Raw genomic sequence first — 18,462 nt, forward strand, 5'->3', positions numbered from 1 at the left:
GTCTTCTCAAACCCCTTCGAAGATCTCGTCCTGCGTCAGCTCGCACTCGATCGACGTCAGCGGAAACCGGTCCACGCCGGTGTAATCGTGCAGCGTGAACAACCCATCGTTGCCGCGCCGGAACAACTCCACGCTACGCATATCCGGGTCGATCAGCAGGTATTCGCGCAGCGACGGAATCCGTCGGTAGCATGAAAACTTGACGCCCCGGTCGAAAGCCTGGGTGCTCTCCGACAGAACCTCGACGATCACCGTCGGCGCGCGGAAGATGATGTCGGTCGCGAGGTCGGCCGGATCGCAGGTCACGAACACATCCGGGTAGAAAAGGCTGTCATCGCCGACCTGCAGCTTCATCGCCTCGACAAATGCGCTACACGGCGAGCCCTTCAATTGGTGCTTGAGCGATGTGGCTACATTGAGCGTCACCAGACCGTGAACGCGCCTGGCCCCCACCATCGCAAATACTTCGCCGCGATAGAACTCGTTCCGTTCCGGCTGCGCGTTTTCCCACTCGAGAAACTCGGCCAGCGACAGCTCGTGGACAGGTAATGCCATGTCGCACTCCTCGGGCTATAAGACCTATTCTGCAGGACAAAGCCAATCCCTGTCCAACCGTGGAAAAGTCGGCTTGCCATGTCATGCGCTTTGGCCGACCATTCTGCGTTGTCATGCTGCGCCGGAGCCTTCGCGCAACGAAGATCACCGCACGATCCACTCATGGAGAACGTCTTGCACGCACGGTTTTTCGGTCGAGTCGCTCACCCGTCGTCCTCTACGAACGTACCAGCTTCGCATCTAGCCGCCGACCACCCGGGACACTCGGTCATCGCCTTCGATGGCGGCTATGTCGCGCACACGGCGGACACGCCGGCACTGCGCGATGGCACGCTGATCTGCGTCGCGCCGGGTGAACCGCGCTTCGACGACGCCGAGCTCGCCGCGCTGGTCACCACGCGCGGCCCGGCCGCCGCCTGGATCGAAGCCTTCCGCCGCCACGGCGACCGCGCGACAGCGCTCGCCAAAGGCCGCTTCGCGGTCGTGCTGATCGATGCCGACACCCGCCAGACCCGGCTCATGACCGACCGCTTCGGCACCTGGCCGCTGTGCCACGCCGAGCACGACGGTGCACTGTGCTTTTCCGACCGCGCCGACAGCATCCCGGACGTCGCGCGCCGGCTGTCGCACCAGGCGGTGTTCGACTACCTGTATTTCCACATGATCCCGGCGCCGCAGACCATCTTCGACGGCATCCGGCGCCTGCCCGCCGCGCACGCGCTCAACTGGTCCGACGGCCAGACCACGATCACGCCGTGGTGGACGCCGCGTTTCGACGAACACCACTTTCCCGACCTCGAAGACAGCAAACGCCAGTTCCTGGACATCGTCGAACGCTCGGTCGCGCTCGAAGCCCGCGGCCATGAAGACCACATCGGCTGCTTCCTGTCCGGCGGCACCGACAGCTCCACCGTCGCCGGCATGCTCACCAAGGCGCTCGGCCAGCCCGCAAAGAGCTACTCGATCGGCTTCGACGCCAGCGGCTACGACGAGATGGAATACGCCCGCATCGCCGCCAATCGCTTCGGCGTCGATCACCACGAGTACTACGTCACCCCGGACGACCTGCTCGGTGGCATCCCCAAAGTCGCGGTGCACTACGACCAGCCCTTCGGCAACTCGTCCGCGGTACCCGCCTGGATCTGCGCCAGCCGCGCCCGTGCGGACGGCGTCGACAAACTGCTGGCCGGCGACGGCGGCGACGAACTCTTCGGCGGCAACACCCGCTACGCCAAGCAGCGCGTCTTCGGCTGGTACGACACCATTCCGGGCCTGATGCGCAAGGCCGCGCTGGAACCGGTGCTCGCACTGCCCGGCATGAACCGCATCCCGCTGATCAAAAAGGGCGTCAGCTACGTCGAGCAGGCGCGCGTGCCGATGCCGGACCGCCAGCAGATGTACAACATGCTGCACCGACTGGGCCCTGCAAGCGTCTTCACGCCAGAATTCCTCGCAGGCGTGGACACCGGCCTGCCGCTGCAGCAGCAGCGCGACACCTGGCAAGGGATCCATGCCGGCGCACTGATCAACCACATGCTCGCGTGGGACTGGAAATACACGCTATCCGACAACGACCTGCCCAAGGTCATCGGCACCACCCAGCTTGCCGGCCTCGATGTCGGCTTCCCGCTGCTGTCCGACGAACTGCTCGAGTTTTCCCTGTCGATCCCGCCCGACTGGAAGCTCAAGGGCCTGACCCTGCGCTGGTTCTTCAAGGAAGCGCTGCGCGGTTTTCTGCCGGACGAGATCATCGCGAAGAAGAAGCACGGCTTCGGCCTGCCCTTCGGCGTCTGGGCCTGCCAGCACTCCGGCCTCAAGGCCCTCGCCCGCGACACCCTCGGCACCCTCAAGCAACGCGGCATCGTCCGCACGGCCTTCATCGACGAACTGCTGGACACCCATCTGCCCACCCATCCGGGCTACTACGGCGAGATGGTATGGATTCTGATGATGATGGAGCTGTGGCTTCGGCAACATTCGAACGCGTAGGAATGAGCCGAAGGGCCGGAGAAATAAATGTGGTGCCTGGGTAATGCGCAAAGCGTAGATCGCATCAATGCCGGGCGGCGGCTTGATGCTGGTGATCTTCTCCCACCTCAAACCTGGGTCGCGCGGTAGACCTGGTTCCACGTCAGATGGCGAATCTCGTTGAGAGTGTCCAGCGCCGCAAGCCGGCAGCCAGCGCCCAACCCCACCGCGTTGATCGCTGCATCCCCCATCGCCGGATTGCGCCCCGGCAACCACAGAACAGGCGCCACGATCTAGACTGAGCGCATGCAGCCCGCAAGGCATCACTTCGTCCGACCATCCTGTTGCAGAGCAGTCGCACCGATTCTGCTCGTATTCGCCTGCACCACCCCGCTTGCCGACACCATCGTCATCGGCCAGGGCAGACACACCGAGAATCCCGTACTTTGGGAACACGTGGACATGGTGGCGGCATTGCCAAGGCGATGGACGGGCCGTCAAGCACGATCGTGCCGAACAGCGCTTCACTGCTCAGTAAAAACCGCATCCACCGTTTGCGCATCAAGAATCCGGTCGGCCCAACATTCGAGTTGCTCGACCGTCGCGGTGTGCAGGCGAGCGCGGCATGCATCGTCGAGCGGGCCGAAGCGTTTGGTTAACTGACGTTCGAGGATTGCGGCCTCGCCCTCGAGTTTGCCCTCGAGTTTGCCCTCGAGTTTTCCCTCGAGTTTTCCCTTCTCGCGTGCCGCACGAAGTTCGCTACGCTCGTCACGTAGCGCGCGCTCGCGCACAAAGGCCAGTCGACGCGTTTCCTCGTCGGCGCTCAGGTGTTTGATGTGCTCGAGTGCCTGCTGAACCGGCGGGTAATCAATTTGCGCCATCGTGTGCTCCTCGTGCCAGTGCTCCAGAAAGGCAATCCAGGCCGCCAGTGCCGGGTTGCCCGCACCCAGGCGGTCGGCCTTGGGCAGTTCGAGCAGATTCAATTGTAGTTCATCACCGAGCTTGAGCGCGGGCTGCAACCGGTCGCGCAACCCCGTGGCCAGCCTGGCCGTGCTGGCCGACGGCGATCCCGCGTGGCGTGTGTCGAACTTCGGCTTCGAGCTATTCGGCTGCCGACACCACCTGCACTACCCCGTCGCCAAACTCACCGATCTGACCGACGATCTCCACGCGCTGCTCGAAAATCCAAACCCTTTCGCCCTCGTTACCGCAGCGCACCACCTGACCCGCCACACTCGCCGCAACCCCGAAAGTCGTTTCGAAGCCAAGCGCCGCCTCGTACGCTTGCTCTACGCACGTAACTGGAACCGCGAACGCCTGTCCCAAGCCACCCCCGAGCAGCTCGAACTATGGGCCGAGCGCGTGCTCGACGCCCCCAGCCTTGACGACATCTTCGCCGGCAATTGACCATCGTTGCACGACCCGTTCCCTGGATTTCGGCCGGAGCGTTTTTACACCGTAGATACTTACTGATCAATGCGCTTGTGAATACGCGAGACCGAGGCGAGCACTCGCGGCGCTCAGGCGCCGGTCCCGCGTCCACAATCTTGCGCCGGGCGACAGTCTCACGGCGGCAAGCAGATGCGCGTCGATGTAGCCAATGCCCGGCCCGAAGAGCGCATGCGTGTCGATGAACCGGAGCACCTCGTCGTCTGTCGCCACGACCGACTGAGGAAGGTCGCTCATCGAACCCAGCACGACCGCACGGTTCTTCAAATTGCCCAGTGCCAGTTCGCCCAGCACATACGAGTGCATCAACACGCTTCCCCCGACGAGCAGGCCGGAGAGGTGTTCATCCGATCGCCGCAGGTGATCGATCCAGATCGACGTATCGACGAGGATCATGCAGCGGGCTCAGACTGCCGCCGGGGAATGTCTTTCAACTGCAGCTCGGAGCCGCCCAACAGTGCCAGGCGCCGTGCGCTTTCGCGTTGAATCAGCGCGCGCAGGGCTTCCTTCACCAGAGTGGATTTTTCAGTCAGCCCGGTCAGCGCCCGGGCCTTGGCAAGCAACTCGTCGTCGAGTGCGAGGGTGGTGCGCATGGCGGTCTCCTCGTGAATGCGTGCATCATTAATAGCATCGCATGACGCCTGAAAACGTGCCTACAAACACCAGACCCGGCTAGCAGAACCTCCGGACGACACTGGATTTGCAGGATTGATCCACTGCGTAGATCAGCCAGGGCAATCGTTTAGACCCCTCAAGAACGCAGCGCCCGGGCTGCCGGTCCGAAACCTCCTTGCCTCATTCGCCGTCCCAAGGATTGATAACGGTCAGGCCAGCAGCCTGGAAGGGGCTGGTGTCGCGTGTAGCAACGGCAAACCCGTTGGCTACGGCGACCGCCGCAATGCAGGCATCTGCAGTCTCGATTCCGCTGCCAGCCTTGCGAATTTTCGCCAGCAGTTCGGCATAAGCGTTTGTGCAAGCCATATCGAACGGCGACACGCGACCGACGAACATCGGCAACACGCGCTTTTCAAGGCTCTCATGCAGCACCGCCCGGCGCTTCCCGGCCGGCAACAACGCCACCCCGGCGCGCAGTTCGGCAACGGTCATTGCGGAAAGGTAAAGCGTTTCCAGAGGTTGCGCGTCTATCCAGTCTATGACGCGGGCCTCAGGGGCACTACGCAGCGGCTCCGAGACCACGTTGGTATCGAGCAGAATCATTCAAAGCTCGCAGTACGGGCCGGGGTTCTGTCGCGCGCACTCTCGAACACGGCGAACTCCTCATCGGTCAGCTTGGCCTTGCGGCCGATCTCGGCCAGTAGCGAACCCAGCTTGACCCTTCCCTGCGGCTTCACGGCGGACTCCAGGATGTCACGCAGCTCGGCCTCGATGCTGCGGCCGTGTTGAGCGGCCCGCACGCGAATGGCGCGATGCACTTCATCTGGTAGGTTTCGAACGGTTACTGACGGCATATTGCAAATCCTATTTTTGATATCAATGCATGCACTCTATCAAAATGCAATCATGGTCGCAATCGACGCGCCCCACAGCAGACCAGCAAGACGCACCTGCCGCACCCACTACGCGCGGATGACCGAGATGCTTGAAGCCCTGCTCGAGGAAACCCGAGGTGACGAAACCCATCCCGCCATGGGTTTGGTCGATATCGTGGGCGACCTCATCGAGGACTACGAAGCCGAACACCCTCCCCTACCCGAAACCACCGGCGTGCAGGCCTTGAAGTTCCTGATGGAGCAGCACGGTCTGAAGCAAAGCGACCTCGCCGAAATCGGCAGCCAGGGCGTCGTTTCCGAAATCCTCACGGGCAAGCGCGAGCTCAATATTCGGCAAATACGAGCGCTGAGCGAACGGTCCGGAGTCTCAGCAGCGATCTTTTTTAACACGTTCGCATGAACTGTCGTGGGAGATTTCAGTGCCGGTGACCAAGCCCGTTTCGCGCCTCGCGGCGCTCCCACAACGGGAGCAAGCTTCCGGGCGGCAGCGCCTCATATGCGGTCGACCTGCCCAACGGCGGCAACGCACTGCTCGTGGGCAACATCATCGGCCAAGGCAGACACACCGAGAATCCCGTACTTTGGGAACACGTGGACATGGTGGCGGCATTGCCAAGGCGATGAACGGGCCGTCAAGCACGATCGTGCCGAACAGCGCTTCACTGCTCAGTAAAAACCGCATCCACCGTTTGCGCATCAAGAATCCGGTCGGCCCAACATTCGAGTTGCTCGACCGTCGCGGAGCGCAGGCGGGCGCGACATGCCTCGTCGACCGGGCCGAAGCGTTTGGTCAACTGGCGTTCGAGGATCGCGGCCTCGCCCTCGAGTTTGCCCTCGAGTTTGCCCTTCTCGCGTGCCGCACGAAGTTCGCTGCGCTCGTCACGCAGCGCGCGCTCGCGCACGAAAGCCAACCGTCGAGTCTCCTCGTCCGCGCTCAGGTGTTTTATCTGCTCGAGTGCCTGCTGAACCGGCGGGTAATCAATTTGCGCCATCGTGTGCTCCTCGTGCCAGTGCTCCAGAAAGGCAATCCAGGCCGCCAGTGCCGGGTTGCCCGCACCCAGGCGGTCGGCCTTGGGCAGTTCAATCAGATTCAATTGTAGTTCATCACCGAGCTTGAGCGCGGGCTGCAACCGGTCGCGCAACTCGAAGCACCACACGGCTTGCTGTTGGTGCTCGAGGGCGGTGAAGAGTTCAAAATCGAGCAGGTGAATGCCGATGGCCGACTTCAGGCTCTGGTAATCCTCGCCACCGTTCAACTGCTGGGTGAGCGTGCGCGCAAGATAGTAAGCGCTGCGCGCGCTCCACGCGCCGTAGCGGCGTACCTGCATTTCGATGTTGTAGCGCCGCCCGTCCGCGTCCTGCGCGAGCACATCGAGCACGATGAACTTGCCCGCAAGCTCCTCAGGTTCGATACGGGGATTGAGCACCTCGACGATCTCCACCGCCGGCTCGGTGCTGCGCACCGCGTTGATGAGCGCCGCAAGCAACACGGGCGCGTCGACAAACAAACGTTTGAAGACGAAGTCGTTCTTGGGATCAAGGAGAGTCATTGAAGCACTATCATTTAATGCCAATCGGGTAATTTTAGCACTTATCTACACATCATCTCCCAATGCGACAGAACCAGTAGCGCCATCTTGCTTCCTTGTATTTGCGCACTTGTTGATCCGTAATCTTCTTGCCGGGCACTGCAGCGCCGCCCAACGTCTCTCGTGAGAAGGCACTGTATCCTTCGCTTGCGGACACTTCCCAGTTCCAGATCCAACCGGCGCATTGGGTGACCAGGAAACCAAGGGTATGAGGAATCCGTTCGCAACGCGAATCGAAGACAGAACAGGCGCCACGATCTAGACTGAGCGCATGCAGCCCGCAAGGCATCACTTCGTCCGATCATCATGTTGCAGAGCAGTCGCACCGATTCTGCTCTTATTCGTCTGCACCACCCCGCTTGCCGACACCATCGTCGTTGGCCCGGGCAGACACACCGAGAATCCCGTACTTTAAGAACACGTGGACATGGTGGCCGCATTGCCAAGGCGATGGACGGGCCGTCAAGCACGATCGTGCCGAACAGCGCTTCACTGCTCAGTAAAAACCGCATCCACTGTTTGCGCGTCGAGAATCCGATCGGCCCAACATTCGAGTTGCTCGACGGTCGCGGAGCGCAGGCGGGCGCGACATGCCTCGTCGACCGGGCCGAAGCGTTTGGTCAACTGGCGTTCGAGGATCCTCCATATCAAGCGCACCAGTGACCGTTCTCGACGCTTAGCAGCGTAAGTAAGGCAAAAGCATCGCTCGGGTATCGATAATCGTGAGGCAACACGCAGGTCAGGCTAATTGTCGCCGGCCACGCATCTCGGCCTTCAACCCGTCATCCCTCGCTGCACACCGAAGGCTAGGAGGCTGTCGGACTTGAGCGATCGTCACGAGCCGGGTGGGAAAGCGAGGACAGATCTGGTCGATTTTGAGGCGCATAGTGGTTCTATGCAACGAAAAATCGGGCAGATATGGACCGCTTCTCCCACCGGCGCAGTAGATCAGCCTCAAGTCCGACAGCCTCCTAGGCATCCAGACGATCGCCTGCGCGAGCTTCGTCAAATGGGGTGCCATGCAGCTCAGCCTTGTGGACCGATGGCCATACATCCATCTCAGCTTCACCAATCGCCGGCCAGTCCTGAGACTCCGTCCATCGCAACCAGGGGCAGCGGTGCCTGCCAAACCGGGCCATCGACCCGGCGGAGTACCCTCACCCCAGCTTGCTCTCGACAAATTCCACCAGCGTGCCGACCGTCTCGAAGGTCGCGCCGTCGATTTCGTCATCATCCACGAAGAAACCGAAGCGCTCTTCCAGCATGTTGATCAGCCCAACCACCGCCATCGAATCCAGCTCCGGGATCGCACCCAACAGCGGGGTGTCATTACCAAAGTTTGCGGCACGGCCATTTAGGCTGAGCACATCATCGATGATCGACAGAACTTCCTTACGGATATCCAAAATCTTCTCTCCCTTGTCGTCGCTTCTCTCGCCGCACGGGCAAGCGACTCAACACCTTGCAGTTGGCCCCCGCAGGCTTTCAGGGACGGGATTATATCCGGCCGGCGGCCTGCGTTGTCCCCCAACATCAGACCCACTCGAGGGGATGCAGATCAGCCCTCAAGCATCGCTCATGCGATTGCCCTGACGCGAAGGGACGCTTGACCTGGTCGCGACGTGTTCATCAGGACCGGTTCGTCGTGTTCGGTTAGCATGCTCGGGGACACCCCAGCGAAGACAGCAAGGTCGATCTGCGAATCAGGCTGCGGACACTCAAAGCGGTCTAAGCTCGCAAAAATCGACCGTTCCGCGTAAGGGCGATAACGAACAATCAACCGCAGAGGCATCCCCCACGCGCAAAACCGAAGGCATAATTGTCAAACGCCCATGCAGTTCAAATCCCGTACCCACCGCTGACATGCCCCGTTCCCAGTTCGAAGAACACTGGCGCCGACGCTTCACCGAGCGTGGCCAGGCGCTCGATCACGATGCCGGCATCGCCGGCTGGAGCGAGAGCGGGCTACAAACCCGCATCCGCGCCTTCCGGCGGCACTGGTCTGGCGCGCGGGCCGGCTCGCGCTGGGTAGACATCGGCTGTGGCGCAGGCAGCTACAGCCGCATGCTTGCGGACGAAGGGCTCGAGGTCATCGGCGTGGACTACTCCCAGCCCAGCGTCGCCAAGGCCGCCCAGCGCAGCCCCTCGGTGGCCGGCTGGGTGGTGGGCGACGTCACCCACCTGCCGCTGGCGCCGCAAAGCGCCGACGGCATCCTGTGCTTCGGCGTGCTGCAGGCGCTATCGAGTTCGGACCGGGCGTTGGCCGAGATGAGCGCAGCCATCAAGCCCGGCGGCACGCTATGGGTGGATGCCCTCAACGCACATTGCGCCCCACACCTGCTCAAAAAACTGCTGCGCCGCCCGGCCAACCTCCGCTACGAGACCGCCGGCTCGCTGCGCCGCCAGCTTCGGCAAGCCGGCTTCACCGTCGAAACCCACTGGGTCCCGATCGCCCCGGGCCGCCTGCACGCCCTACAGCCGCTGCTGGAGTCCGGCCCGGTGCGCGCGGTACTCAAACTCATCCCGCCTCTGGGAGCGCTGCTGAGTCACTCGGTGCTGGTCGTGGCCCGCAAGCCCTGATCCTTTCGCGCTTCGGCCGAAGCCAGCAGGCCGAGCAACAGGATCAGGTAGAACATGAACATCAGCCTCGGCGACCAGAAAACCGAACTGAAAAAACCCACCCCCAGCACACCGGCAAGACTGGCCAGCATCACGGCATCGTCGAAACGCCCCCTGATCGCGCCGGCCGTCAAGCGCGCCATCGCCACGCCCACGAGCAGCGCGAACGCCGCCAGCCCCAGCCAACCGTGGTCGAACAGGATCTCGATAAACTGGTTCTCCACCCGCCACGGCAAAAAATGATCGGTGGTGAAGAACCAGTGCGTCGCGCCCGCGCTGAAGTCGCCGTTGCGCAACAGCGCGCCACCATCCGGCCCGGTGAGGCTCACGCTGTCGATTTCGATCAGACTCCCCGAGGTGGCATTGCTGAGCGACAACACCAGCCCCCGCCGGGCAAACCACGGACCCGTGCCCAAGTCGCCGGTTTCAAACGTCCAGCTCACATCCCCGAACTGATCAACGCCCACAGGCAATCCAGCGGTCCGGCATTTGAACGAGTAATAGACGAACTTCTCGCACACATGTACCCGCAGACGGGATGCCCGGTCGGCCCTGACCCTTGCCTCGAAGCGGTGTTCGCCCTTGGCCAGCATGCCCAGACGCTGATCCACATAAACCGAATCCCCGCTCCCGATCACCAGCAGCCCGCGATCGGCAAGCACTGCGTAGTTGCCCGGCACCCGCCCCTCCGACAAGTGCAGGCGATACGCCCCGGGGAACGCGCCCGGCCCCTCCCCAAGCAAGCGCGCCGCCACACCCGGCCCGCGAATCGCGAGCGCCTGCTCCCAGTGCTGAGTGCGCAGGTCGAAATCGCCCGAAACTTGCGACATCCTCTGCTCGAAGAAGCTGCCGGTCATCACGGGTAGCGCCGCCGCGGCTAGCACCAGCGGAGCGACCACGGCAAAGACCAGCCGCCAGCGCCGCTTACCCGCGTGTCGCGCAAGGCCCACCACCGCACCGAGCACGATAAGCGCCAGCGCCAGCCCCAGCCCCACGTAACCGGCACGCGAGTAGGTCACGACCAGCGCGTACAACCCGCCCAGGAAGACCAGCAGCAGCGGCGCGAACCAGCGCTTTCTCGCATACCAGAAGCCCAGCATCGAGAACGGCAGGCTCATCGTCAGCCAGGTTTCGATCGAGGGGCCACCGACGTGCATGTCGGTGAACAGGCCACTGATCCGATAGCGGCTGCCCAGATTCAGCAACCCCGGATAGGTGGCGCGCTCCCACAGCACCAGCACAACGGTAGCCGCCAGCGCCAGCAGAAGCCCAGGCAGCAACCACCGCCGCAACAAGACCTCCACGCGCGGGCCGCAAAGTCGGAGCAAGGCGACCAACAAGACCGCCCAAAGCAGCCCCTTCACCGCCCTCACACCGTTCCACGCCCCCGCGTAGTGAAAGCCCTGCCCCCATTCCTGCAGCAGCGCCGGCAAAAGCATCGCCAGGCCAAGGAAAACCACCAGCAGATAGCCCGCCAGCGACAAGCCGATTGCCCAGCCCAGCCCGACTGAACGCGGCCACCACTGCCCGCGCAGCAACAGCATCCCGAGCGTAGTCAGCAGAAAAAGATCGAGCTCGTCGAACAGCATGAAGCCGGTAAACAGGCTGAGATCGAGCACTGGCACCATCACCGGCACCACCAGCAGCCAGGCAGCGGGAAATCGCCACAGCAAGGCCGCGTAGAGCGCAACCCCCAGCGTCAGCGCGATCGCCCCGCTCGGCCAGCGTAGAGCAAACCCCAGGGCCAGAATCAGCAGCACACCGCCAGCCAGGCGCCATCCCACCCAGAGGCTTGCATACCCCACGCCGCCCGCCCCCTGCGACGACGAACGCCAGCTGCCGTCGTCCCGGGGCAAGGTTGTTCTCCGGCCCTCGACGGGCGCGGCCCGGGCGCTCGCGCCTTCAAGCTCCGCAATCGGCCTGTCCACCAGGGAGTTGTCCAGCGCGCGGCTCAACCACTCGAGCACGCTCACCCCGAGCCACCCAGCAAACGCCGCCACCAGCAGGTTGGACGGGTCCGGCCGCAAGTCCAGAGCGAACAGCTTCAGGGTCTCGACCACAAAAGCCAGCATCACCGCCAGCGCCGCCGCCAGCCACGCCAGTCGCCGCCCCGGCTTCTCCCAGGGCCAGAGCAGCACCCCCACCGGCAGATACAAAAGCGTCGTCTGCAACAGGCTGGCCATAGCCGCCTGCTCGGTGACAAAGTAGTGATAGTAGAAAGGCAGAAAATTCAACCGGCCCAGCTGCACCATGGCACTCGCCCAGTCACCCCAGGCCACGCTCAGAAAACCGGTCAATACGAAAACCGCAACCAGATACGGCAGCAAGACAACCGTCGCCAGCGGACGAACCGCCAGTTGCAGGGTCCGCAAGCCCCTGGACTGGAGCACCCCCACCACCAGGGCGCCGGCCGCGACACCGACCGCACGCGTGATCACCGACACGCCCTGACTCACCCCGCTGAAGGTCAGCAACTGCACCAACTCGATCACGACACCAAGTGCGGCTCCCAGCCCGCCGGCCAGCAAGAATGTACGCAACGAAACAGGCCAGCGCAGCCACACCGCCAGCAGCATGCCGAACGGCACGGCCACCACCACCTCCTGGACCACCTGGCCACCGCACCGCGCCCACGACGCGCACGAACCCGCGAGCAACAGCGCATGCCTGCCGGAATCGAGCCGATGCGAAAGCTCATCCGCACTCAGAACGAAATCGTAGGGGAACGGGCTCAACGCCAGGTAGAAGACACAGTACAAGGCCAAGCCGGCCAGCAGCGCCTGCCGCCCGGGCGCTGCCGCGAGCCGCGCCATCTCCCACAACCGGCGCCCCATCAGCAACCACACCGCCAGGCCAATCACCCCCCCCAGCGACGCCGCCAAAACATCGTTGAGCGACACCGTGCGCTGCGGCACCAGTATCTGCAGGCTCTCGATGGCAACCGCCAGCAGCACCACGACGACGACGCCAACCGCCAGCGCGACAAGCCGCACCGCCAGTCGCGCCGACCGACCGCCCAGCGCCGTACCCAGCAGAAAACCAAACGGCACGAACATGAACAGGTTGGCAATCCAGTCCGCCCGCCGCGCCACCGAAAGCGACAGCCACGGCATCGAAAGCGCCGCCTGCCACCACTGCTCGAGCGGCAACCAGGTCACCCGCAGCGGAATCAGGTTGAGATAGGCGAGCACCAGGGCGAATGCAAGCGCCGTCCAACCGGAAATCAGGGGAGAATGGATTCCATTGTCCGGGCGAAACCCGTCCGAGACGTTCGAAGTCATGTGAACCGGCACGAATGTCTGCTGAAAACCACGAATCGGGTTGAATTGCCCACGCAACGATATGAACAAAGAGTATCCAATGCGCCACGATACCCACAAACGACCCTCACCACCAACTGGCAAGTGCTGTCGCCGTGTCATGGTGCAAGCATGAAGGGAGCAACCTGGGTTTCGCAAGCATTCATCCCGGGCAATCGCGCCATGCGGACTGCCGCGATTCGGAGGGCTCTCCGCCTCACGTTGCTACTTACACTCGCGCTTGCGAGCGTCGCCACCCACGCCCAACGCACCCTCGTCGTCACCCCCGACACCTACCGCCAGGCCCTGCCCTCGCTCCAGGCCGGCGACATGCTGATTCTTGCCCCGGGTGAATACACCCGTGGGCTGCCGCTGCGCAACCTGGCCGGCACCGCCGAAGCGCCGATCACCATCACCGGCCCGGATTCGGGTCCGCCCGCGGTGCTCTTCGGCCGCGATGGCCAGATCACGGTGAGCCTCATCAACGTCAGCCACATCATCCTGCAACACCTTCGGCTGGAAGGGCGCGGCACCCGCTCGCACGGCATCGTTGCCGAAGGGCGTGGCAGCTACGCCCACCATGTGACCCTGCAAAACCTCGTCATCACCGGCTTCGACGCCGCCCAGGCCTTCAACGGCATCTCCACCAAAACCACCGCCTGGGGCTGGGTCATTCGCGACAACCACATCAGCCATAACGGCACCGGCCTCTACCTCGGCAACTCCGACGGCCGCGCGCCCTTCGTCGCCGGGCGCATCGAGCACAACCACATCGAGCACACCACCGGCTACAACATGCAGATCAAGCACCAACTGCCGCGGCCGGACCTGCCCGGCATGCCCACCGACCCCAGCCAGACCATCATCCGCCACAATGTCTTCGACAAATCCGCCGGTGGCGCCACCGCCGAACGCGCCCGCCCCAACCTGCTGCTCGGCCACTGGCCACTGCAAGGCCCGGGCACCGAAGACCTCTACCTGGTCGAGCACAACCTCTTCTACCAAAACCCCACCGAACGCCTCTTCCAGGCCGAAGGCCACGTCACCGCCCGCTACAACGAGTTCATCAACCTATACGGCGAGGCAGTCAGCTTTCAGCCCCACAACCACCTGCCACGCGCGATCGACTTCAGCCACAACACAGTCGCAGGGCGCGGCCCCGCGGTGCGGATCACCGGCGCCGACCCCGCGTACCGGCAGGGTGGCGAGCAGAACCGTATCTTCAGCGAATCAGCTCCAATCGGGCTGCCCGAAACGAGCAACGCAGTTCATCCGTTGAGCAGCTTTCCCCGCTCAACGTCCGAGCCCGACTAACGCCAAGATTTGCGACACACACGGCTCCCGATCCTTCCACAAGCGCCTCCACCCCCTGTCGGAGCGGCGTAAGCCGCGACCCCCAGAGCCAACAGAACCACCACCGCAGAGATCAAGCGATGCCACACACCCTGGCAAGACAAATTTCCAAAGACGCCGCACCCAACCGGCATCCAAAAGACCCCAAGCACCACTGACGACAAAACCTTCATCGCAATCCCGCCACGCCTGTGCTAAAAACCCACTTACCAATGTCGCGCAAGCGATCGCCACTCACCGCCCCGGACAGCCCGATCTGCCCTTGAACACCACCTACCCTGATGACCTGGCCTTGCTGGTCGAATCGAGCGAAGCGTCGGCCTACCGAAGCTTGGTGGATATCGCTCGCGAAGCCGGTCTGGAGCACTGTCACTACGCAACGATAGGCGGCGCCACTGCGATCGTGTCGCCCACGGTCCGCACGCCGCCGATTCTCAACAGGGTCATCGGCCTTGGCCTGGCCGCGCCGGCAGACGAAGCCCAACTGGATGCGATCGCCGCTCTTTACGAGCAACACGGCTTGCCTTGGGCACTCGAACTCTCGCCTGCCGCCTCACCGCCAGAGCTACTCGACTGGCTCAAAGCCCGTCGCATCAGACGCACACAGGCCACCGCCATGCTCTACCGAGCCTGTGACGACCCGCCGGAGCCCCGCACAAGCCTCGAAATCAGACCGTGGCGCCCCGAAGACGGCGACACCGGCGCACAACTAGCGGCCGACGTTTTTCAAGTGCCCGACCCGGTTCGCGAGATACTTGCCCTGCTTCCTCACGATTCTCGCTGGCGCCAGTGGTTGGCGCTGGACAACGGCCAGGTCGTCGCAACCAGTCTTCTGTATCTCGGTGACGAAGTCGCGTGGTCCGGTTGGGGCGCAACCCAACCGACCCACCGGGGCATGGGCATTCATGGCGCCCTGCTTGCTGCCAGGCTCAAGAATGCACGCGAGCACGGTTGCAGCTGGCTGACATCGGAAACCGCGGTTGGCACGACAGATACGCCTGATCAGTCACACCGCAATCTCACACGTCTGGGCTTCCAAGTCGCCTCCCTTCGACACACTTTTTTGGGCATGCGACGCGCTCAGAGGACGAAAACTGGTGGCACCTTTACGTAGAAGGTCACCACCATTTCCAATGCTGCGATCGTCGCCCCCTTCTAGCGCCACCATGATGTGAGAGCCATCGCAGACTGGGCCCTTTTAGTAGGCCGGCAATGCCCAGCTCATCCAGATATCGCAGGTAGTGTTGGTCCAGAAAGCCCCTGCCATGGCAATGCTGGGTAATGCTGACGTTGCCAATGTTCACCTCGAGCAAAACAGGACCCTTATCGGTTAGCGCGACGTCCCATCCCTGCGCCAAGAAGCCGGGAAACGCGCAGGATGCAGTGAGAACAAGTTCCTTGGTCTCTTCCCAGTCGGGTAGCTCGAAGCCAACCAGCTCACATGCTGTAATAGGATGCCTCCCATCCAAAGACTGTTCAAAGCCGACGCCGGACACGACCCGCTCAATCACCCCTGTATCGAGGTTAAGCTGTCCGACCATATTGCCAGTTGCGCCTTGGCTAAAGTGGTCCGTAATACGGCCGCCAACATTAATCTTCCACACAGCACGATGAATCACGGGTCCACTCTTGGTCTGAACCGTATAGATACGGAGACCTGAAATACCACAACCAGCAGCAGTAACGATCTCGTGGTGCGGTTTCAGTACGCTCTGAACAAGCCATCCGAGCGTAGAGTTGTCCGAGAGACTCTCCACGAACGCCGGAAGCGAATAGCGCACCCCATCGCTTGTCACAAGCCTTTCGTTCTCATAGCGGTCGATCTCGACATTTCCTCGCCCGAAATTACCATGACATCTCTTCAGATAGAGCGGGAACCTGGCACTCTTAACGAGAAAATCCTCCCAGTGCTCCACACTCTTAATGACCTTAGCCCTGGGGGCCACCCGGTACGACTCGGGCACGTACAGCGCTTGGAGTTCCGGCACTGGACACCCTAAGCCGGTGAGAATCAAGTGCTGGACAAGCTTGTCATATGCGATGAACGTGGAGTACTCATCGCACATCAACTCGTTAAAGACTTCCTGTCCACGTCTGCCAAGAAAACATCGTTTCTCATCGTACGAGAGAGCATCATCAAACAATCTAAAGTCCATATACTCCGACGTACCAAGCCGACCTATGTCCAGCCGAAGTCTGAGCATCTCGTAGCCGATGGCCAGAATGGATCTACTAGTCAGACGGCTTGCTCGCCTCGCATCGTGATTCAATCTATTAAAACTATCGAAGTAGTGCTTCATTCCACCCCCTGATCCACCCTCAGTCCATTAACCCACTCCACGGTGGTCCCTTCAACGCGCTGCCGTGCAGCGTGGCTGGAGAAGGTGTGATCGTCCTCCTCGAAACGCTGGATGGTGACCGTGCCGGACTGCTCCAGCGCCTTGAACCCGGGGGTCGCCATCAGCCCCTGCTCGAAGGTTCGTGCCACGTAGTCCCGACCGCTCAGAAACACCGCAGAGCGCCCCTCCAACAGTCGGATCGCTTCAATGATGCGCCCTGGCAACGGATCCTGCGTCGCGGCTGCAGGGCCAACGGCGCCGCGCGCCTTGCGAGCCGTGTCGAACAGGCCGCGCACCGACCCGAACACATCGAGCCCGCCACGCACCAGCTTTTTCCAGAAGGCGGGATCGACGAATCTGCGCAGATAGTAGTGCTTGAGCGCAACCCTGGCGGCCGTGTTCTCGGCCGTCAGCCAGGGATTGACGAGAATCAGGCCGGCTACGCGTGCATCCTCCTGCGCATAGAGGCAGGCCGCGCTGGCGCCACCACACAAGCCCCACAGCACCACGCCTTCCAGCTGAGGCACTTGGGATAGCAAGGCGTCAACTGCTGCGGCGACATCTTCGGCGACGAAGCGGAAAGTACGTGACTCGCCCGACGAATCCCCCATACCCCGGAAGTCGTATCGCAGACTGGCGATGCCCGCCTGCCCGAGGCTTCGAGCAAGGTGCACGAACTGCCTGTGCGAGCCCACCCTGTATTGCGGGCCACCGACGAGGATGATGACACCCAACCGGCCAGGGGACTCCGGTCGCGTAATCACGCCTACAAGGGTCTCGCCTTCGCAACCGAAGACTATCGGCTGTTCCTGGGTCAGCATGGCAGCAAGCCGGCCATTGCTTCACGCGAGGCATCGAGCATTTCCGGCGCGGTCATGATATCGGTCGTGCTCCAGAAGGCCGGCCCCTCCACGGCTTGCGACTTGCAAACCAGACCCGATCCGCTCCAGTGTTCAACACTTCGGGACAGCGCAGGAGAGAGGTCTCCACCAGAACCGCCAAGCTCGACAATGGAAATCGGGTGGCGATGCGCGTCGTCGAGCTTGAGGGTCGAAGCTGTCAGGCCCGCTGCCAGCGGCGCGCACAAAGTGTACCCCGCCACCTCGACACACTCGCCCGCATCCAGACGCGAACGCAGCGCAGCGACCGATCCTCGCGCATCCGCTTCGGTCAGCATCTCGGCGGCGGCCTTGATGCGCAGGAACTGCGTCAGGTGCTGCTTGCCGTTGACCACCGGCTGCCAGAACAATACCGGCAGACTCCGCGCGCGCGTGCGCAGCCAGTCGCATATCAGCAGGCAGCCCGCCCGCAAGCCCCACAGGACCAGTGGGCCTCCGGTCTGTGTTTCCGCCCACCGTACTGCCGCGTCGATATCCTTCAGCCAGTCGTCCCAAGCAAAGTCTTGCATGTCGCCACTGCTGTCGCCGCAACCGCCAAGGTCCAGCACCAGCGTGGCCCAGCCATCCGCGGCAAACGCGCGTCCGGCAAGGGCCACCATGCGCCGCGACTTGTTCATCTCCTCGGCGAACGCGGGCACATGCACCAGAACCCCGCGAATCCCCCCGGCGGGCCGATACAGCACGCCAAAGCAGCGCGCGCCGCTCGCGGATTCGAGAAAGAAAGCGTCGGTGACGATACGCGTCATGTGCGTATCCATCGAAAACTAGGAGGCTGTCGGACTTGAGCGATCGTCACGAGCCGAGTGGGAAAGCGAGGACAGATCTGGTCGATTTTGAGGCGCATAGTGGTGCTATGCAACGAAAAATCGGGCAGATATGGA

General features: G+C 62.6%; 20 protein-coding genes. 6 read left to right on the forward strand and 14 right to left on the reverse strand.

Going from position 1 to position 18,462, the window contains the following annotated elements; all coding sequences use genetic code 11:
• Window positions 1-6: 6 nt before the first annotated feature.
• Window positions 7-555, reverse strand: coding sequence for a Uma2 family endonuclease (locus ACKVEX_RS05020; protein WP_473214605.1), 549 nt, complete (start codon window positions 553-555; stop codon window positions 7-9).
• 162 nt (window positions 556-717) lie between these two features.
• On the opposite strand from ACKVEX_RS05020, the gene ACKVEX_RS05025 reads away from it, so the two are divergent.
• On the forward strand, window positions 718-2,544 hold the full coding sequence (locus ACKVEX_RS05025; RefSeq protein ID WP_473214606.1) for an asparagine synthetase B family protein: 1,827 nt from the start codon (window positions 718-720) through the stop codon (window positions 2,542-2,544).
• Between the two features lie 107 nt (window positions 2,545-2,651).
• On the opposite strand, the gene ACKVEX_RS05030 is transcribed toward ACKVEX_RS05025, so the two are convergent.
• Both ACKVEX_RS05030 and ACKVEX_RS05035 read right to left on the reverse strand, forming a co-directional pair.
• Entirely contained in the window at window positions 2,652-2,813 is a 162-nt protein-coding gene (locus ACKVEX_RS05030; protein WP_473214607.1) for a hypothetical protein, read from the reverse strand.
• Between the two features lie 234 nt (window positions 2,814-3,047).
• Window positions 3,048-3,554, reverse strand: a complete 507-nt coding sequence (locus tag ACKVEX_RS05035; RefSeq protein ID WP_473214608.1) for a DUF4351 domain-containing protein — start codon at window positions 3,552-3,554, stop codon at window positions 3,048-3,050.
• A 4-nt stretch (window positions 3,555-3,558) separates the two neighbouring features.
• On the opposite strand from ACKVEX_RS05035, the gene ACKVEX_RS05040 reads away from it, so the two are divergent.
• Window positions 3,559-3,930, forward strand: coding sequence for a hypothetical protein (locus ACKVEX_RS05040; protein WP_473214609.1), 372 nt, complete (start codon window positions 3,559-3,561; stop codon window positions 3,928-3,930).
• A 66-nt stretch (window positions 3,931-3,996) separates the two neighbouring features.
• On the opposite strand, the gene ACKVEX_RS05045 is transcribed toward ACKVEX_RS05040, so the two are convergent.
• The 4 genes from ACKVEX_RS05045 to ACKVEX_RS05060 all read right to left on the reverse strand — a co-directional run bounded on the left by ACKVEX_RS05045 (window position 3,997) and on the right by ACKVEX_RS05060 (window position 5,441).
• Window positions 3,997-4,368 (reverse strand): type II toxin-antitoxin system VapC family toxin, encoded by a 372-nt coding sequence (locus tag ACKVEX_RS05045; RefSeq protein ID WP_473214610.1) that lies wholly within the window; start codon window positions 4,366-4,368, stop codon window positions 3,997-3,999.
• Entirely contained in the window at window positions 4,365-4,565 is a 201-nt protein-coding gene (locus ACKVEX_RS05050) for a type II toxin-antitoxin system VapB family antitoxin (protein WP_473214611.1), read from the reverse strand. Before ACKVEX_RS05050 ends, ACKVEX_RS05045 begins: the two co-directional genes overlap by 4 nt.
• A 202-nt stretch (window positions 4,566-4,767) precedes the next feature.
• The gene (locus ACKVEX_RS05055) at window positions 4,768-5,190 is read right to left on the reverse strand and encodes a PIN domain-containing protein (RefSeq protein WP_473214612.1); all 423 of its coding nucleotides are present in this window, start codon (window positions 5,188-5,190) and stop codon (window positions 4,768-4,770) included.
• Entirely contained in the window at window positions 5,187-5,441 is a 255-nt protein-coding gene (locus tag ACKVEX_RS05060; protein ID WP_473214613.1) for a FitA-like ribbon-helix-helix domain-containing protein, read from the reverse strand. Before ACKVEX_RS05060 ends, ACKVEX_RS05055 begins: the two co-directional genes overlap by 4 nt.
• Before the next feature lie 25 nt (window positions 5,442-5,466).
• On the opposite strand from ACKVEX_RS05060, the gene ACKVEX_RS05065 reads away from it, so the two are divergent.
• Window positions 5,467-5,883: a helix-turn-helix domain-containing protein gene (locus tag ACKVEX_RS05065; RefSeq protein WP_473214614.1), complete on the forward strand. Its 417-nt coding sequence runs from the start codon at window positions 5,467-5,469 to the stop codon at window positions 5,881-5,883.
• A gap of 259 nt (window positions 5,884-6,142) precedes the next feature.
• Here ACKVEX_RS05065 and ACKVEX_RS05070 read toward each other — a convergent pair whose 3' ends face one another.
• The 3 genes from ACKVEX_RS05070 to ACKVEX_RS05080 form a co-directional block, all read right to left on the reverse strand.
• Window positions 6,143-7,033 (reverse strand): Rpn family recombination-promoting nuclease/putative transposase, encoded by an 891-nt coding sequence (locus ACKVEX_RS05070; RefSeq protein ID WP_473214615.1) that lies wholly within the window; start codon window positions 7,031-7,033, stop codon window positions 6,143-6,145.
• A 528-nt stretch (window positions 7,034-7,561) separates the two neighbouring features.
• Window positions 7,562-7,729 carry a DUF4351 domain-containing protein gene (locus ACKVEX_RS05075; RefSeq protein ID WP_473214616.1) on the reverse strand — a complete coding sequence of 56 codons (168 nt, stop codon included), beginning with the start codon at window positions 7,727-7,729 and terminating at the stop codon, window positions 7,562-7,564.
• Between the two features lie 500 nt (window positions 7,730-8,229).
• Complete coding sequence (locus ACKVEX_RS05080; protein WP_473214617.1) at window positions 8,230-8,478, reverse strand: acyl carrier protein; 249 nt, start codon at window positions 8,476-8,478, stop codon at window positions 8,230-8,232.
• Window positions 8,479-8,935: 457 nt separating this feature from the next.
• On the opposite strand from ACKVEX_RS05080, the gene ACKVEX_RS05085 reads away from it, so the two are divergent.
• The gene (locus ACKVEX_RS05085) at window positions 8,936-9,652 is read left to right on the forward strand and encodes a class I SAM-dependent methyltransferase (RefSeq protein ID WP_473214618.1); all 717 of its coding nucleotides are present in this window, start codon (window positions 8,936-8,938) and stop codon (window positions 9,650-9,652) included.
• Here ACKVEX_RS05085 and ACKVEX_RS05090 read toward each other — a convergent pair.
• Window positions 9,619-12,972: a VanZ family protein gene (locus ACKVEX_RS05090; RefSeq protein ID WP_473214619.1), complete on the reverse strand. Its 3,354-nt coding sequence runs from the start codon at window positions 12,970-12,972 to the stop codon at window positions 9,619-9,621. The genes ACKVEX_RS05085 and ACKVEX_RS05090 overlap by 34 nt on opposite strands.
• A gap of 150 nt (window positions 12,973-13,122) precedes the next feature.
• On the opposite strand from ACKVEX_RS05090, the gene ACKVEX_RS05095 reads away from it, so the two are divergent.
• Window positions 13,123-14,304 carry a polysaccharide lyase domain-containing protein gene (locus ACKVEX_RS05095; RefSeq protein WP_473214620.1) on the forward strand — a complete coding sequence of 394 codons (1,182 nt, stop codon included), beginning with the start codon at window positions 13,123-13,125 and terminating at the stop codon, window positions 14,302-14,304.
• Between the two features lie 301 nt (window positions 14,305-14,605).
• Window positions 14,606-15,457 carry a GNAT family N-acetyltransferase gene (locus tag ACKVEX_RS05100; protein ID WP_473214621.1) on the forward strand — a complete coding sequence of 284 codons (852 nt, stop codon included), beginning with the start codon at window positions 14,606-14,608 and terminating at the stop codon, window positions 15,455-15,457.
• A gap of 4 nt (window positions 15,458-15,461) precedes the next feature.
• Here the strand turns inward: ACKVEX_RS05100 and ACKVEX_RS05105 are convergent, their stop codons facing one another.
• From ACKVEX_RS05105 to ACKVEX_RS05115, 3 genes are read right to left on the reverse strand one after another with little or no spacing between them, the layout of a single operon-like run.
• The gene (locus ACKVEX_RS05105) at window positions 15,462-16,643 is read right to left on the reverse strand and encodes a sugar-transfer associated ATP-grasp domain-containing protein (protein ID WP_473214622.1); all 1,182 of its coding nucleotides are present in this window, start codon (window positions 16,641-16,643) and stop codon (window positions 15,462-15,464) included.
• A complete protein-coding gene (locus tag ACKVEX_RS05110) occupies window positions 16,640-17,503 on the reverse strand; it encodes a hydrolase 1, exosortase A system-associated (protein WP_473214623.1) in 864 nt (287 codons plus the stop codon). The genes ACKVEX_RS05105 and ACKVEX_RS05110 overlap by 4 nt, the downstream gene beginning before the upstream one ends.
• Complete coding sequence (locus ACKVEX_RS05115; protein WP_473214624.1) at window positions 17,497-18,327, reverse strand: hydrolase 2, exosortase A system-associated; 831 nt, start codon at window positions 18,325-18,327, stop codon at window positions 17,497-17,499. Before ACKVEX_RS05115 ends, ACKVEX_RS05110 begins: the two co-directional genes overlap by 7 nt.
• Window positions 18,328-18,462: the final 135 nt, after the last annotated feature.

Origin of the sequence: Denitraticella aggregata (assembly GCF_048158365.1) — a bacterium.
Classification (GTDB): Bacteria; Pseudomonadota; Gammaproteobacteria; order Burkholderiales; family Rhodocyclaceae; genus Azoarcus_F.